Below are 15,427 nucleotides of genomic sequence, written 5' to 3'. Positions count from 1 at the left end.
TCACGCCTCCTTCGGGTCGGTGGGGGCGTTGACACGGCGGGAGCGGCGCAGCGGCGGCTTGGCGCCGAGCCGCTTCGGGTCCAGTCCGGACCACGGGTGACCGCTCGCGAAGAACTTCGTACGGGCCATGATCGTCATGAGCGGCTTGGTGAACAGGAACACCACGACCACGTCGAGCAGGGTGGTGAGACCCAGCGTGAACGCGAAGCCCTGGACCTTGCCGACGGTGACCACGAAGAGCACGGCCGCGGCGAGGAAGGACACGAAGTCCGAGACCAGGATGGTGCGCCGGGCACGGGGCCAGGCCCGCTCGACGGCCGGACGGAGCGTGCGGCCCTCGCGGATCTCGTCCCGGATGCGTTCGAAGTACACGATGAACGAGTCCGCGGTGATACCGATCGCCACGATGGCGCCGCACACAGCGGGCAGGTTCAGCGCGAATCCGATGGCCGGGCCGAGCAGCGACATGATCGTGTAGGTCAGGATGCCGGAGACCAGGAGGCTGAGGAGCGCGATGAACGCCAGCCCGCGGTAGTAGGCGACCAGGTAGATGACGACCAGGGCGAGGCCGATGGCGCCGGCGATGAGGCCCGCGCGCAGCTGCTCGCCACCGAGTGCGGCGGTGACGGTGGTGACGCTCTGCTCCTTGAAGGAGAGCGGGAGCGCACCGTAGGAGAGCACGTTGGCCAGGTCCTCGGCGGACTGCTGGGTGAAGCTGCCGGAGATCTCCGCGCTGCCGCTGAGGGTCTCGTTGACGCGGGGGGCGGAGACGACCTCGCCGTCCAGCGCGATGGCGAACTGGTTCTGCGGCTCCTGCTGGGCGGAGAGCTTCTTGGTGATCGCCTGGAACTGCTTGGAGCCCTTGCCGGTGAACTCCATCTGGACGATCCACATGCCGCGCTGCTGGTCGAAGTTGGCCTTGGCCGAGTCGACCTCGGTGCCGGAGACCTCCGACGGGCCGAGCACGTACTTGGCGTCGCCCTCCTGGCTGCACGCGACCACGGTGTCACTGGGCTTGGCGCCCAGCGCGGCCTTGGAGCGGCCGGCCTTGGTGGAGCAGTCGAGCGCCTCGAACTGCTTCTGCAGCTTGGCGGCGGCCGCCTCGTCCTCCTTGGAGGCCGTGGGGCTGGTGCTCGCCTTGGGGGTGGGCGAGGAGTCCGCCTTCAGGGCGCCGGTGACCGCGCGGCCCTGGGTGGTGGCGCTCGCGCTGGGCGTCGACGACGGGCTGGAGGCCTTGTCGGACGACTTGGCGGAGGACGAGGCGGAGGCCTTCGGGGACGCCGACGGGCTGGCCTTGTCGGAGGACGAGGCGCTGGGCGTCGGCGTGGGCGCGCCCTGGGCGACGGTCAGCACCGGCCGGAAGTAGAGCTTGGCGGTCGTACCGACCTGCTCACGGGCCTGGGCCGAGTTCGTGCCCTTGGGGATGTTGACGATGATGTTGCTGTTGCCCTGGGTCTGGACCTCGGCCTCGGAGACGCCGAGACCGTTGACGCGGCGCTCCATGATCTGGACCGCCGTGTCCATGTTGGTCTTGTTGACCGCCTGCTCCTCGCCCGGCTCGGCCTTGGCCTCGAGCGTGATGGACGTACCGCCCGCCAGGTCGATGCCGAGTCGCGGCGTCGGCTGGTCGGCCAGGAACATCCCGCCGGTGAGGGCGACCATGGCGATGAGGATCAGAGCCAGGGCACGCCCCGGCCTGCCCTGACCGCCGGCCGGTCCTCGGCCCTTCTTCGGTGCTGCCACCTTCTCGTTTCTCCCTGTCCAACCGCCCCGCGCCGGGTACGCGCCCAAGCGGCCACGAAGTTTAGTGGGGGCCTGCCCCCGCAGAAGACCGCACGGACCGGGGACCGCCGGACGCCCTCGGGCTCACGGCATCCCCGGATCGTGTGCTACTTGGCGTCGGTCTCGCCGTCGGCCTTGCCCTCGGACTTCTTGTCGTCCTGGGCCGGCTCGTCGTCCGACTCGGTCTTCTTGACCAGGTCGGTCTTCGCGTCGTCGGCCTCGTCGGCGGCGTCGGTGTCGTCGAGCTCGGTCAGCGAGGAGGCGTCGTCCGGCACGACCGCGCCGTCGACGTCGAGCTCCTCGTCGTCACCGTGGACGATGCGGTTGTACTCCGCGTCGTCGAGGACGGCGCCGATGGCGTTCTTGGCGTAGATGGCGTGGACGCCGGGAGCGACCTCGAGGAGGACCGTGTCGTCGTGAAGCTCCTTGACGGTGGCGTACATGCCCCCGATCGTCCGGACGCCGGTGCCGGGCTGCATTTCATTGCGCATGTTCGCAGCCGCCGCCTGCTTCTTCTTGGCGGACCGCGTCATCAGGAACATGGCCCCGATGAGCACGATGAAGGGGAGGAGAGTCACGGGATTCACGGGACGAGTTTCCTTCGCACGACCGCGCTGGAAGGCGGCCTGGTCTACGGGGGTGGGTACACCGACCTTTAAGGGCGGCATCGGCGGAGTCTAAGCGAGTCCGCATCGATGGAACAACGCCCAGCATGGCACCGTGGTTCCTCTGCGGGTCAACCTGTGACGCATCACGCCCCGAACAGACCCTGTTGTCCCTTTCCGCCGTGCTGCGGCGGGACCAGCCCGAGGTGGGCCCAGGCCGCCGGGGTGGCGACCCGGCCGCGCGGCGTCCTGGCCAGCAGCCCTTCCCGTACGAGGAAGGGCTCGGCGACCTCCTCGACCGTCTCGCGCTCCTCCCCCACGGCGACCGCGAGCGTGGACAGCCCGACCGGGCCGCCGCCGAAGAGCTTCAGCAGGGCGCCGAGCACCGCCCGGTCCAGCCGGTCGAGTCCCCGGCCGTCGACCTCGTACACCCGCAGGGCCGCCGCCGCGATCTCCCGGTCGATCCTGCCCTCGGCCTTGACCTGGGCATAGTCCCGCACCCGGCGCAGCAGCCGGTTGGCGATACGGGGCGTGCCCCGGGAGCGTCCCGCGATCTCCGCGGCGCCGTCCACGTCGATCTCGACGTCGAGGAGGCGGGCCGAGCGGTGAATCACCCGTTCCAGTTCGGCCGGGGCGTAGAACTCCATGTGGCCGGTGAAGCCGAAGCGGTCGCGCAGCGGGGGCGGCAGCAGGCCCGCCCGGGTGGTGGCGCCGACCAGGGTGAAGGGCGGCAGCTCCAGCGGGATGGCGGTGGCCCCGGGCCCCTTGCCGACGATCACGTCGACCCGGAAGTCCTCCATGGCCATGTAGAGCATCTCCTCGGCGGGCCGGGACATGCGATGGATCTCGTCGAGGAAGAGGACCTCGCCCTCCTGGAGGGAGGACAGGATCGCCGCCAGGTCGCCCGCGTGCTGGATGGCGGGGCCCGAGGTGATGCGGATCGGCGCGTTCATCTCCGCGGCGATGATCATGGAGAGAGTCGTCTTGCCCAGTCCCGGGGCACCGGAGAGCAGCACGTGGTCGGCGGTGGCGCCGCGGGCGCGGGCCGCCTTGAGGACCAGGTCGAGCTGTTCGCGGACCTTCTCCTGGCCGACGAACTCGTCGAGGTCCTTGGGCCGCAGCGCCGCCTCGACCGCCGTGTCCTCGCCGTCCGCACCGGCGTCGACAAGCCGCTCGTCGAACGGATCGCCGAGGCGCTCGTCGGTGTCGGGTCCGGTCTCGTCCCAGTTCATCGTGTCAGTCCCGCCTCGGGTGTTTCGGTGCCCGCTCAGCGTGCGCGGTTCAGGGTCTGCAGGGCGGCGCGCAGGAGCTGCGGCACGGGCGCCTGGCCGCCCTGGGCAAGGGCCTCCTCCGCCTGCGGTGCCACGGCGGAGACCGCCTCGTCCGCCTCGCGGGTCGCGTAGCCGAGGCCGATCAGGGCGGCCTGGAGCTGGTCGCGCCAGGACGCGGAGACGGCGGCACCGATGCCCTGCTTGCCGATGTGGGCGCCGACGGGCTCGCCGAGCCGGTCCTTCAGTTCGAGCAGGAGCTTCTGCGCGCCCTTCTTGCCGATGCCCGAGACGGCGGTGAGTGCCTTCTCGTCCCCGGTGGCGACGGCGACGCGCAGGGCGTCGGGGCTGTGCGTGGCAAGCATCGCCTGGGCGAGCCGGGGGCCGACCCCGCTGGCCGTCTGCAGCAGCTCGAAGACCTGGCGCTCGTCGTCGTCGGCGAAGCCGTAGAGCGTCAGCGAGTCCTCCCGTACGACGAGGGAGGTGGCGAGCCTGGCCTCCTTGCCGATGCGCAGGCCGGCCAGGGTGGCGGGCGCGCACTGGACGGCCATGCCGATGCCGCCGACCTCGATCACGGCCGTGGTCGGGGCGAGTGCGGCGACGGGGCCGCTGACGAAGGCGATCATCGGGGGACCTTCCGGACGGGGGCTGCTGCGGTGCGCGGGACGCGCGGGGTGCGGGCCGCGGCTGCGGCGTGCGCCTGCTGGAGGCGGTTGACCGCGGGGGCGCGCCAGATGTGGCAGATGGCGAGGGCGAGGGCGTCGGCCGCGTCGGCGGGTTTCGGCGGGGCGTCCAGCCGCAGGAGCCGGGTGACCATGGCCCCGACCTGGGCCTTGTCGGCGCGCCCGCTGCCGGTGACGGCGGCCTTGACCTCGCTGGGCGTGTGCAGGGCGACGGGGATGCCGCGCCGGGACGCGCAGAGCATGGCGACGGCGCTGGCCTGGGCGGTGCCCATCACCGTACGGACGTTGTGCTGGGCGAACACCCGCTCCACGGCGACGTATTCGGGCCGGTGCTCGTCGAGCCACTCCTCGATGCCGCGCTCGATGGCCACCAGCCGGTGGCCGAGCTCCGCGTCGGCCGGGGTGCGCACGACTCCGACGCCGAGCATCGTCAGCGGCCGGCCCGCGACCCCCTCGACGACGCCGACGCCGCACCGGGTCAGCCCCGGGTCCACGCCCAGTACCCGCACGAGCCGCCCCCTCCCTGCCGATCGGTCAACTGTTCCCGCAGGCTATCGGCTCGCACCGACAATGCGACGGGCCGACGGGGTGTGTCCCCGTCGGCCCGTCCGCAGAAGCTGCGCCAAGGCGCGGCTCAGGCGTCGACCTTCTCCATGACCTCGTCGGAGACGTCGAAGTTGGCGAAGACGTTCTGCACGTCGTCGCTGTCCTCCAGCGCGTCGATCAGCTTGAAGATCTTGCGCGCGCCCTCCTCGTCGAGGTCGACCTGCATGGTGGGCAGGAAGTTGGCCTCGGCCGAGTCGTAGTCGATGCCCGCCTCCTGGAGCGCGGTGCGGACCGCGACCATGTCGGTGGCCTCGCTGACGACCTCGTAGCTCTCACCGAGGTCGTTGACCTCCTCGGCACCGGCGTCGAGCACCGCGCCCAGCACGTCGTCCTCGGACAGCTCGCCCTTGGGGACGATGACGACGCCCTTGCGGTTGAACAGGTACGAGACCGAGCCCGGGTCCGCCATCGAGCCGCCGTTGCGGGTCATGGCGACCCGTACGTCGGACGCGGCGCGGTTGCGGTTGTCGGTGAGGCACTCGATGAGCACCGCGACACCGTTCGGGCCGTAGCCCTCGTACATGATCGTCTGGTAGTCGACGCCGCCCGCTTCGAGACCGCCGCCGCGCTTGACCGCGGAGTCGATGTTCTTGTTCGGGACCGAGCTCTTCTTCGCCTTCTGGATCGCGTCCACAAGGGTCGGGTTGCCGTCGGGGTCCACACCGCCGGTGCGGGCCGCGACCTCGATGTTCTTGATCAGCTTCGCGAAGAGCTTGCCGCGCTTGGCGTCAATCACGGCCTTCTTGTGCTTCGTCGTAGCCCATTTAGAGTGGCCGGACATCTGCCTTCTCCTTCGCGTCACCAAATTCCGTACGAACCCGAGAGATCCTACCGGGATCGAGTCAGGTGACTGCGCGCACCATGTCCACGAAGTACGCGTGCAGCCGGTGGTCGCCGGTCAGTTCCGGGTGGAATGACGTGGCCAGGGCGTTTCCCTGCCGTACCGCCACGATATGGCCGCCGTGCTCGGCGATCACCTCGGCCCGCGCGCCCACGGACTCGACCCAGGGGGCCCGGATGAAGACGCCCTCGACGGGGCCGCCCTCGATCCCGGCGACCTCGACGGCCGCCTCGAACGACTCGTTCTGCCGCCCGAAAGCGTTACGGCGCACGATCATGTCGATGCCGCCGAGCGTCTCCTGGCCCGAGCGTGGGTCGAGGATCTTGTCGGCGAGCAGGATCATCCCGGCGCAGGTGCCGTAGACCGGCATGCCCGCCCGGACCCGCTCGCGCAGCGGCTCCAGCATGCCGAACAGCGCGGCCAGCTTGGACATGGTGGTGGACTCGCCGCCCGGGATCACCAGTCCCTCGACCTCGGCAAGCTCCTCGGGACGCCGGACCGGCCTGGCCTGGGCGTCCGCCGAGGCCAGGGCGATCAGGTGTTCCCGCACGTCGCCCTGGAGAGCCAGGACGCCGATCACAGGGGTGTCGCTCATCAGTGACTACCAGCCGCGGTTGGCGTAGCGCTCGGTCTCGGGCAGGGTGTCGCAGTTGATGCCGACCATGGCCTCGCCCAGGTTGCGGGAGGCGTCCGCGATGATCTTCGGGTCGTCGTAGAAGGTGGTGGCCTTCACGATGGCGGCGGCGCGCTTGGCCGGGTCGCCGGACTTGAAGATGCCGGAACCGACGAAGACGCCCTCGGCACCGAGCTGGCGCATCAGCGCGGCGTCGGCCGGGGTGGCGACGCCGCCCGCGGAGAAGAGGACGACGGGCAGCTTGCCCAGCTCGGCGACCTCCTTGACCAGCTCGTACGGGGCCCGCAGGTCCTTGGCGGCGGCGTACAGCTCGTTGTTGTCGTAGCCGCGCAGCCGGGCGATCTCGTTCTTGATCTGGCGCAGGTGGCGGACGGCCTCGACGACGTTGCCGGTGCCGGCCTCGCCCTTGGAGCGGATCATGGCCGCGCCCTCGGCGATGCGGCGCAGCGCCTCGCCCAGGTTGGTCGCGCCGCAGACGAACGGGGTGGTGAAGGCGAACTTGTCGCTGTGGTTGACCTCGTCGGCCGGGGTCAGGACCTCGGACTCGTCGATGTAGTCGACGCCGAGGGACTGCAGGACCTGTGCCTCGACGAAGTGCCCGATGCGGGACTTGGCCATCACCGGGATGGAGACCGACTCGATGATCTCCTCGATCATGGTCGGGTCGGACATCCGGGCCACGCCGCCGTCCTTGCGGATGTCGGCCGGCACCCGCTCCAGCGCCATGACGGCCACGGCGCCCGCGTCCTCGGCGATCTTCGCCTGCTCGGCGTTGACGACGTCCATGATCACGCCGCCCTTGAGCTGCTCGGCCATGCCGCGCTTGACTCGGGCGGTGCCGGTGGCGGGGCCGTCGGCGGACTGCGGGGTGGTGGGAAGCGTGGACACGGATCGACCTCACTGGGGGAAACGGATGCTGAACGCGCTGAGTGACGCACTGCAGAGCAAACGCCCCGGGACCAGTCCACAGCAAGGGCCAATGGAAGGGCGGTGGATCGTTTTGGACGGGGCGGGCCGGCGCGGGCCCGGGCCCGCCGCGTCCGCCCTCAGCTGACGGGGCGGTCCGCCAGGGCCACCGGCGGCTCGTCGTCCATCTCGAACGCCAGCGGGAACGGGGCGTGCCCCGCCAGCCGGAACCAGCGGACCGTACGGTGGCGGCGCAGCGCGCGGGCGGCCCGCACCGCGTCGTTGTGGAACCTGCGCGCCATCGGCACCCGCCGCACGGCCGCCGCCAGCTCGCCCGCGGCCTCCTCGCCGCCCGGGATCTCCTTCACCGCCTCGACCTGCGCGCTCTCGCCGAAGACGGCACGCAGGGCGGTGCTCAGTTCGCTCTCGGCGACCTCGCGGTGCTCCTCCTCGGACTGCCGGGCGGCGTGCGCGGCCTCGTACAGCACGATGGACGCGGCGGGGTCGAGGACGCCCGAGGTGGCGAGTTCCTGGGTGACCGAGGCGCGGCGCAGCAGTTGCGCGTCGAGCGCGGCCCGGGCCGCGTCGATGCGGGTGTGCAGCCGGTCGAGACGGCCCGCGGTCCAGCTGAGGTACAGGCCGATCGCCACGAGCACGACGAGGACGACGGCGGTCCAGATGAGGGTTTCGGTCACGGGCGGAAAGGCTACCGGTGAGCGGGCGCCGCCCGGCCCCGTCCGGCGGGAGCGGGCGCCGCCGGACGGACGGGTCTCAGTCCCGGGCCAGCCCGAACCGGGCCCGCAGCCCCGTGCGTTCGTCCGCCGCCACCGACGCGGCCCCGTCCGCCACCGTCTCGTACACCGCGAGGATGTCCGCCCCGACGGTGGACCAGTCGAAGCGCCGCACGTGTGCGCTGCCGCGCTCCCGCAGTTCCGCGCGCCGCTCCGGGTCGCCCAGCAGCCGCACGGCCGCCTCGGCGAGCGCGTCGGCGTTCTCGTTGGCGAACAGCTCGCCGGCCGCGCCCAGATCGAGGACCTGCGCGAAGGCGTCCAGATCGCTGGCGAGGACCGGTGCGCCCGCCGACATGGCCTCGACCAGGATGATCCCGAAGCTCTCGCCGCCGGTGTTGGGCGCCACGTACACATCGACGCTGCGCAGCAGGCGGGCCTTGTCCTCGTCGCTCACCATGCCGAGGAACTCGACGCGCGCACGCATCTGTTCGGGCAGCGAGGCGACGGCCTCCTCCTCGTCGCCCCGGCCGGCCACCAGCAGCCTGGTGTCCGGGCGCGCCTCAAGGATCGCGGGCAGGGCCCGCATCAGGACGGGCAGGCCCTTGCGGGGCTCGTCGATGCGGCCGATGAAGCCGATCGTGCCGCCCTGCCACTCGGGCCGGGGCTCGGCCTCCGCGAAGAACCCGACGTCCACCCCGTTCGGGATGACCACCGCGTCGCCGCCCAGGTGCTCGACCAGGGTCCGGCGGGCGTACTCGCTCACCGCGATCCGCGCACTGATCTTCTCCAGCGCGGGCTGCAGGATCGGGTACGCGGCGATCATCGCCCGGGAGCGCGGGTTGGACGTGTGGAACGTGGCGACGATCGGCCCCTGGGCCGCCCAGCACGTCAGCAGCCCCAGCGAGGGCGAGGTCGGCTCATGGATGTGGATCACGTCGAACGTGCCGTCGTGCAGCCAGCGCCGCACCCGTGCCGCGGACAGGAAGCCGAAGTTCAGCCGGGCGACGGAGCCGTTGTACGGGACGGGCACGGCCCGGCCCGCCGACACCACGTACGGCGGCAGCGGGGTCTCGTCGTCGGCCGGGGCCAGCACGGAGACCTGGTGGCCGAGACGGATCAGGTGCTCGGCCAGATCACGGATGTGGAACTGCACGCCGCCCGGTACGTCCCAGGAGTACGGGCAGACGATGCCGATCTTCACTGCTGGTCTCCGCGGGGTTCGAGGTCGGCGAGCCAGAGCCGTTGCAGCATGTGCCAGTCCTCCGGGTGCTCGGCGATGCCCACGGCGAACGCGTCGGCCAGGGCCTGTGTCATCACAGACGTCCTTTCCGCGCGGTCACCTGAGCCGGGTACCCCGACGGGCGGATGGATCCGCGCCTTCATCACCGGTGTGTCGTCGTACGACAGGGTGACCGGCAGCAGCAGCGCCCCGGTCTGCTGGGCCAGCAGCGCGGGTCCGGCGGGCATCCGGGCCGCGCCGCCGAAGAACGACACCTCGACGCCCGACGCCGACAGGTCGCGGTCGGCGACCAGGCAGACCAGACCGCCCGCCCGCAGCCGCCGGGCGAGCGTCCCGAACGCGGCCCCGCCGTTGTGCGGCAGGACCTCCATGCCCAGGCCCTCGCGGTACGCCACGAACCGGTCGTACAGCGACTCCGGCTTCAGCCGCTCGGCGACCGTGGTGAAGGGCACCTTCAGATCCGTGGTGACCCAGGCCCCGGCCAGATCCCAGTTGCCCAGGTGCGGCAGCGCGAGGATCACCCCGCGCCCCGCGTCGAGCCCCTCGGTCAGCCGGTGCGCGTCCGTCACGTCGATGGACGCCTTGATCCGCTCCGGGCTCCAGGTCGGCAGCCGGAACGACTCCATCCAGTAGCGCATGTACGAGCGCATCCCGGCCCGGGACAGCTCGGCGAGCCGGGCCGGGTCCGCGTCGGGCACGACCCGCGCCAGATTCGACTCCAGCCGCAGCACACTCTTGCCGCGCCGCTTCCACACCTGGTCGGCGAGGGTACGGAACAGGGCCCGCGCGGCCGGTTCGGGCAGCGTCTTCACCGCCGCCCAGCCCAGCCCGTACAGACCGTCGCTCAGCCGCTCCTTCGGGCCGGGCCTCGCGTCCTGCCTCGCCTCCTGCGGAGCGCCGCTCACTGCCCGGCCCCGCTCCCCCGGTCCGCCGCGGCCGACACCCCGGCGGCGGCGTCCGCCTCGGCGGACTCGCGGCGCACGGTCACGACGCGCTGGACCAGCGTCACCAGGCTGCCGGCGGCGACGATCCACAGCGCGATCGGCAGCAGGATCTGGATGCCCGGCACGCCGAACTTGTGCAGACCCGCCAGACCGGCGGCCACCAGCGAGATCACCAGGCGCTCGGCACGCTCCACGAGCCCGTTGACCGCCACCGGCAGGCCGATCGACTCACCGCGCGCCTTGGTGTACGAGACCACCTGGCCGCTGGCCAGGCAGAAGATGGCGACCGCGCACAGGATGTTGTCGTCGCCGCTGCCCGCGTACCAGAGCGCGAAGCCCGCGAAGATCGCCCCGTCGGCCACCCGGTCCAGGGTCGAGTCCAGGAACGCGCCCCACCGGCTGGAGATGCCGGCCTGGCGCGCCATGTTCCCGTCGACGAGGTCGGAGAACACGAAGATCGTGATGACGATGGTGCCCCAGAAGAACTCCCCCATCGGGAAGAAGACCAGCGCGCCTGCCATCACCCCGGCCGTGCCGATCAGGGTGACCGCGTCCGGGCTGACGCCGAGGCGGAGCAGCAGTGCGGCGAACGGCGTGAGGACACGCGTGAAAAAGGCACGCGCGTACTTGTTCAGCATGGCCTTCCCGAGGGGTCGGTGGGCCGCGTGGCCCCGTCGGCCACCGGCTGGAGGGTGCTGAAGGTCCTGGCCGGATCAGGGAGCGGTGTCCGGTGCGTGCGGCTGCGAGGCGCCGGAGCGTCTCCATGGCGGAACCATGAAGACGTTTCGGCAACGCCGCAGACGTGCGTACCGGGCGCCGCGAGCCCGGCCGGGGCCTTCAGCACCCTCCTGACCCATCGTAGTCACGCCGACCGCGTCCCACGGTCCGGGCACCCCGCCCCGTGCGGTCCTGACCGCCGTGCGCGAGATATGGACGCGGCCGGGAGGGAGTGGAAAGCTCGAAGTACCGCGGGCGTCGCCGTAGCCGCCGCGGCGGCTCCCCCGTGCCCGTGCAGCAGCTCCCCGCCCCGCGCCGGCGGCCTCCCGCCGCCCGCGCCACCACCCGGGAGGCACGAACATGGGCGACAAGGCACACGCACACACCGGGGCCGCCGGAAGGGCACCGACGGCCGGCCACCCCCGCTCCGTACGCAACGTGGTGCTGGTCGGCCACAGCGGCTCGGGCAAGACCACCCTCGTCGAGGCACTCGCACAGACGGCCGGTGCGCTCAACCGGGCCGGCCGGGTCGAGGACGGGGCGACGGTCTCCGACCACGACGCGATCGAACACCGCCAGAACCGGTCCGTACAGCTCTCCCTGGTCCCCGTCGAATGGGCCGGATTCAAGATCAACCTGCTGGACACCCCCGGATACGCCGACTTCGTCGGCGAACTCAGGGCCGGTCTGCGCGCGGCGGACGCGGCCCTCTTCATCGTCTCGGCCGCTCAGGAGGCCGAGGCCGTGGCCGGCACCACCCGGGCCGTCTGGGAGGAGTGCGCGGCCGTCGGCATGCCGCGCGCCATCGTCGTCACCCACCTCGACACCGCACGCACCCCGTTCGACGCGATGACCCGGGTCTGCGCCGAGCTCTTCGGCGCCGACGACCCCGACGCCGTACTGCCCCTGTACCTGCCCGTGCAGGGTCCCGAGGCCGCCGACGGACACGCCCCGCTCACCGGGCTCACCGGACTGCTCTCGCAACGGATCTTCGACTACTCCAGCGGCGAACGGGCGGAGCACCCGCCCGCCGACGCCCAGCAGGCGCCCCTGGCCGAGGCCCGCAACCGGCTCATCGAGGGGATCATCGCCGAGAGCGAGGACGAGACCCTGATGGACCGCTACCTCGGCGGCGAGACCATCGACATCAAGACACTCGTCGACGACCTCGAACGCGCCGTCGCACGCGGCACCTTCCACCCCGTCCTCGCCGCCGCCCCCGCCGCGGACGGCGCCCGCCAGGGCATCGGCACCGTCGAACTCCTCGACCTGATCACCGGCGGCTTCCCCACCCCGCTCGAACACCCGCTGCCCGCCGTCACCACCCTGCACGGTGACCCGCTCCCCGCCCTCACCTGCGACCCCCAGGGCCCCCTGGTCGCCGAGGTCGTCAAGACGGCCTCCGACCCCTACGCCGGCCGCCTCTCCCTCGTCCGCGTCTTCTCCGGCACCCTGCGCCCCGACGACACCGTGCACGTCTTCGGCCACGGGCTCACCGACACCGCCCACGGGGAACGGCCCTTCCACGAGGCCGAGAACCGCGTCGGCGCCCTCACCTCGCCCTTCGGCAAACAGCAGCGCCCCGTCACCGAGTGCGTCGCCGGCGACCTCGCCTGCGTCGCCCGGCTGGAGTCCGCCGAGACCGGCGACACCCTGTCCGCCCCGGACCGGCCCCTGCTGATGGAACCCTGGACGATGCCCGACCCCCTGCTGCCCCTCGCCGTCCGGGCCCACAGCAAGACCGACGAGGACAAGCTCTCCCACGGCCTCGCGCGCCTCGTCGCCGAGGACCCGACCATGCGCCTCGAACAGAACCCGGACACCCCTCAGCTGGTGCTGTGGTGCCTCGGCGAGGCCCATCTGGACGTCGCCCTGGACCGGCTGCGCAACCGCTACGGCGTCCAGGTCGACACGGTCCCCCACCGCGTCGCCCTCCGCGAGACGTTCGCCGGACCCGCCACCGGACGCGGCCGGCACGTCAAACAGTCCGGCGGCCACGGCCAGTACGCCGTCTGCGAGATCGACGTCGAGCCCCTGCCGCCCGGCTCCGGCATCGAGTTCGTCGACAAGGTCGTCGGCGGATCGGTGCCCCGCCAGTTCATCCCCTCCGTGGAGAAGGGCGTCCGCGCCCAGGCCGCCCGGGGCGTCGCCGCAGGCCACCCCCTCGTCGACGTACGCGTCGTCCTGCGCGACGGCAAGGCCCACTCCGTGGACTCCTCCGACGCCGCCTTCCAGACCGCGGGCGCCCTCGCCCTGCGCGAGGCCGCCGGCGAGGCCCGCGTCCAGCTGCTCGAACCCGTCGCCGAGATCCGCGTCCTCGTCCCCGACGAGTACGTCGGCCCCGTCATGAGCGACCTCTCGGGCCGCCGCGGCCGGGTCACCGGCACCGAGCAGTCCGGTTCCGGGCGCACCCTCGTACGGGCCGAGGTGCCGGAACTCGAGATCGGCAGGTACGCGGTCGACCTGCGCTCCCTCTCGCACGGAACCGGCCGCTTCGACCGCTCCTACGCCCGCCACGAGGCCATGCCCCCACAGCTCGCCGACCGCATCCGCCACCAGCAGGAGGACTCCGCACCGGACATCTGAGCCACCACCCGCCCCACGTTGTCCACAGGGCCGGACGGTGTACGGATCAGGACGATACGCTGGGACCCCAGCTCAGAAAGTGTGCCGGGCACGGCAGTTGGGAAACAGCCGCAGGAGCGGTTCCTCGGTGGCGAGTGGGGGCGACAGTGGCCAGCAACGGATTCGATTTCTCTCCCGGAGCGCAGATTCCGCTCCAGGGGTCGGCGGGAGCGGCGGTGGCGACCAACGCCCTCGCCTCCGCGGCGTACCGCGACAGCCCGGTGGAGGAGATCCTCAAAGCCAACAGCGAATGGCACAAGTCCGAGGTGAAGGCGGGCCGCTCCAAGTTCATCAAGTCCGACTACTTCAAGCCCAACCTCGGCGAGGCGTTCTCCCGCGCCGTCCAGGAACGCATGCTGGGCGGCGCCCGCAAGGCCCTCATCCAGTCCTTCGGCAGCGACCCCCAGACCGTCGTCGAGCACTGCCTCGCCGCGACCAGGCTCCGCAAGGCCCGGGACACCAAACTCACCGCCGTGACCGCCCTGTTCGGCTTCCTGTTCCTGCCCGGGATGCTGCTCTGGGTCATCGCCTTCCGGCTGCGCGACGGACTGGGCAACACCAAGGACAAGGGCCTCGCCGTCCTGGGCAACGCCCTGCTGCCCATCGTCGGCATCGCCGCCCTGTTCTTCCTGATCAAGATGCCCGTCACGGGCCTGCTCGCGCTCTATCTGCGGGCCATGATCGTCGCCCCGGTCATCGGCTGGATGATCGCCAAACGGATCGCCGAATCCTCCGCCCGGGACATGCGCGCCCGCTGGGAAGGGCTCCTGTCCGGCGGCGGTGTCGTCGCCCACATCCCCGAAGCCGTGCCGAAGAACCCCAACGAGACCGCCCGCGAGGCGCTCCGGCAGGGCCTGGAGAAGCTCTCGGCCGAGCAGCAGTCCAACTCCGTCTTCTACGCCGGCCCCAAGGGCATCCTCGGCATGGGCACCCGCTGGGGCAGCTGGCAGCTCGCCGAGGACCTCGTGGCCAAGGAGCCCGGCAAGGAGTTCCACCAGTTCCGCAGCTGGGACCTGATACGCGTCATCCACGACCAGCTCAAGATGCTGGAGCGCGGCCCGCTGAACACGGGCGGCTTCCCCACCCCCTCGGTCACCCACTGGATCGTGTCGCCCGTCGGGGAGAACGCCGACTCCGTCTCCCGTCCCGAGGGCGAGGACGTCGCCACCTTCCAGGTCAAGCCCCACGAGATACAGCGGATCTGCAACCACCAGCAGTTCGGCGGCGGCGACCGCCACTACCTCGGCGTCCAGTTCACCCTCTGGGACGGCCAGCTGGTCATCACCATGATGATCACCGTCACCGTGCTCTTCGAGACCCTGCGCATCGAGGTCACCGGACACGCACTCGGCCCGGTCCACTCCCTGTTCACCAGCAAACCCGCCGCCAAGACCAGGACGGTCAACAAGACCGTCAAGTTCTGGGAGACCCGCGACATAACGCTGGCCCTCGTCGAGTCCAAGGAAGTCGTCCGGCTCGCCCTGCGCGCCCCCTTCACCTGGTACCCGCCGCTCCTGGACTACCTCGGCGGAAAGATCACCCTGCCCGAACCCTTCGGGCTGCGGCACGCCTGGGCCGAGAAGCCGTGGCGCCACCGCTTCATGGCCGACGACGCGATGCGCGCCGCCACCCCCGTGCTGCGCGTCGTGCACAGCGCCGCCATGAAGGTCCTCGACGAGAACGGCGTCGACACCGAGCGCTTCGGCAACCGCTCCTCGATACTGAGCGGACTGGTCCAGGACCCGAGCCCCCGCAAGGCCGACCTGTACGACGCCTAGGAATCTTGTACGTATGCCGATGGGCGCCCCGGGACAACCGGAGCGCCCATCGCCGTACGTACGCGGC

Annotated in this window: 14 protein-coding genes; 2 read left to right on the top strand and 12 right to left on the bottom strand. The window is 71.5% G+C overall.

The window, feature by feature from the left end:
* From secD to pgsA, 12 genes are all read right to left on the bottom strand, one after another.
* Positions 1-1,743 carry a protein translocase subunit SecD gene (gene secD, locus RLT58_RS29955; protein ID WP_311313480.1) on the bottom strand — a complete coding sequence of 581 codons (1,743 nt, stop codon included), beginning with the start codon at positions 1,741-1,743 and terminating at the stop codon, positions 1-3.
* 146 nt (positions 1,744-1,889) lie between these two features.
* Positions 1,890-2,369, bottom strand: coding sequence for a preprotein translocase subunit YajC (gene yajC, locus RLT58_RS29950; protein ID WP_311313479.1), 480 nt, complete (start codon positions 2,367-2,369; stop codon positions 1,890-1,892).
* Positions 2,370-2,533: 164 nt separating this feature from the next.
* A complete protein-coding gene (ruvB, locus tag RLT58_RS29945; RefSeq protein WP_311313478.1) occupies positions 2,534-3,619 on the bottom strand; it encodes a Holliday junction branch migration DNA helicase RuvB in 1,086 nt (361 codons plus the stop codon).
* Positions 3,620-3,654: 35 nt separating this feature from the next.
* Positions 3,655-4,281: a Holliday junction branch migration protein RuvA gene (ruvA, locus tag RLT58_RS29940; protein WP_311313477.1), complete on the bottom strand. Its 627-nt coding sequence runs from the start codon at positions 4,279-4,281 to the stop codon at positions 3,655-3,657.
* Positions 4,278-4,847 (bottom strand): crossover junction endodeoxyribonuclease RuvC, encoded by a 570-nt coding sequence (gene ruvC / locus RLT58_RS29935; protein ID WP_311313476.1) that lies wholly within the window; start codon positions 4,845-4,847, stop codon positions 4,278-4,280. The genes ruvA and ruvC overlap by 4 nt, the downstream gene beginning before the upstream one ends.
* Before the next feature lie 125 nt (positions 4,848-4,972).
* A complete protein-coding gene (locus RLT58_RS29930; protein ID WP_311313475.1) occupies positions 4,973-5,725 on the bottom strand; it encodes a YebC/PmpR family DNA-binding transcriptional regulator in 753 nt (250 codons plus the stop codon).
* Positions 5,726-5,786: 61 nt separating this feature from the next.
* A complete protein-coding gene (gene pdxT, locus RLT58_RS29925) occupies positions 5,787-6,380 on the bottom strand; it encodes a pyridoxal 5'-phosphate synthase glutaminase subunit PdxT (protein ID WP_311313474.1) in 594 nt (197 codons plus the stop codon).
* A 6-nt stretch (positions 6,381-6,386) separates the two neighbouring features.
* Positions 6,387-7,307 carry a pyridoxal 5'-phosphate synthase lyase subunit PdxS gene (gene pdxS / locus RLT58_RS29920; RefSeq protein WP_311313473.1) on the bottom strand — a complete coding sequence of 307 codons (921 nt, stop codon included), beginning with the start codon at positions 7,305-7,307 and terminating at the stop codon, positions 6,387-6,389.
* A 158-nt stretch (positions 7,308-7,465) separates the two neighbouring features.
* Entirely contained in the window at positions 7,466-8,020 is a 555-nt protein-coding gene (locus tag RLT58_RS29915) for a hypothetical protein (protein ID WP_311313472.1), read from the bottom strand.
* Positions 8,021-8,096: 76 nt separating this feature from the next.
* Complete coding sequence (locus RLT58_RS29910; RefSeq protein ID WP_311313471.1) at positions 8,097-9,257, bottom strand: glycosyltransferase family 4 protein; 1,161 nt, start codon at positions 9,255-9,257, stop codon at positions 8,097-8,099.
* Positions 9,254-10,201 carry a phosphatidylinositol mannoside acyltransferase gene (locus tag RLT58_RS29905; RefSeq protein WP_311313470.1) on the bottom strand — a complete coding sequence of 316 codons (948 nt, stop codon included), beginning with the start codon at positions 10,199-10,201 and terminating at the stop codon, positions 9,254-9,256. The genes RLT58_RS29910 and RLT58_RS29905 overlap by 4 nt, the downstream gene beginning before the upstream one ends.
* Entirely contained in the window at positions 10,198-10,878 is a 681-nt protein-coding gene (gene pgsA / locus RLT58_RS29900) for a phosphatidylinositol phosphate synthase (protein ID WP_311313469.1), read from the bottom strand. The genes RLT58_RS29905 and pgsA overlap by 4 nt, the downstream gene beginning before the upstream one ends.
* 439 nt (positions 10,879-11,317) lie before the next feature.
* On the opposite strand from pgsA, the gene RLT58_RS29895 reads away from it, so the two are divergent.
* Positions 11,318-13,543 (top strand): elongation factor G-like protein EF-G2, encoded by a 2,226-nt coding sequence (locus tag RLT58_RS29895; RefSeq protein ID WP_311313468.1) that lies wholly within the window; start codon positions 11,318-11,320, stop codon positions 13,541-13,543.
* 146 nt (positions 13,544-13,689) lie between these two features.
* Positions 13,690-15,360: an AbeC-like domain-containing protein gene (locus RLT58_RS29890; protein WP_311313467.1), complete on the top strand. Its 1,671-nt coding sequence runs from the start codon at positions 13,690-13,692 to the stop codon at positions 15,358-15,360.
* The last annotated feature ends 67 nt before the right edge of the window (positions 15,361-15,427 follow it).

Source organism: Streptomyces sp. ITFR-16 (assembly GCF_031844705.1).
In the GTDB taxonomy this organism is placed as follows: Bacteria; Actinomycetota; Actinomycetes; order Streptomycetales; family Streptomycetaceae; genus Streptomyces.
This window is presented reverse-complemented; position numbering and strand designations above follow the sequence as displayed.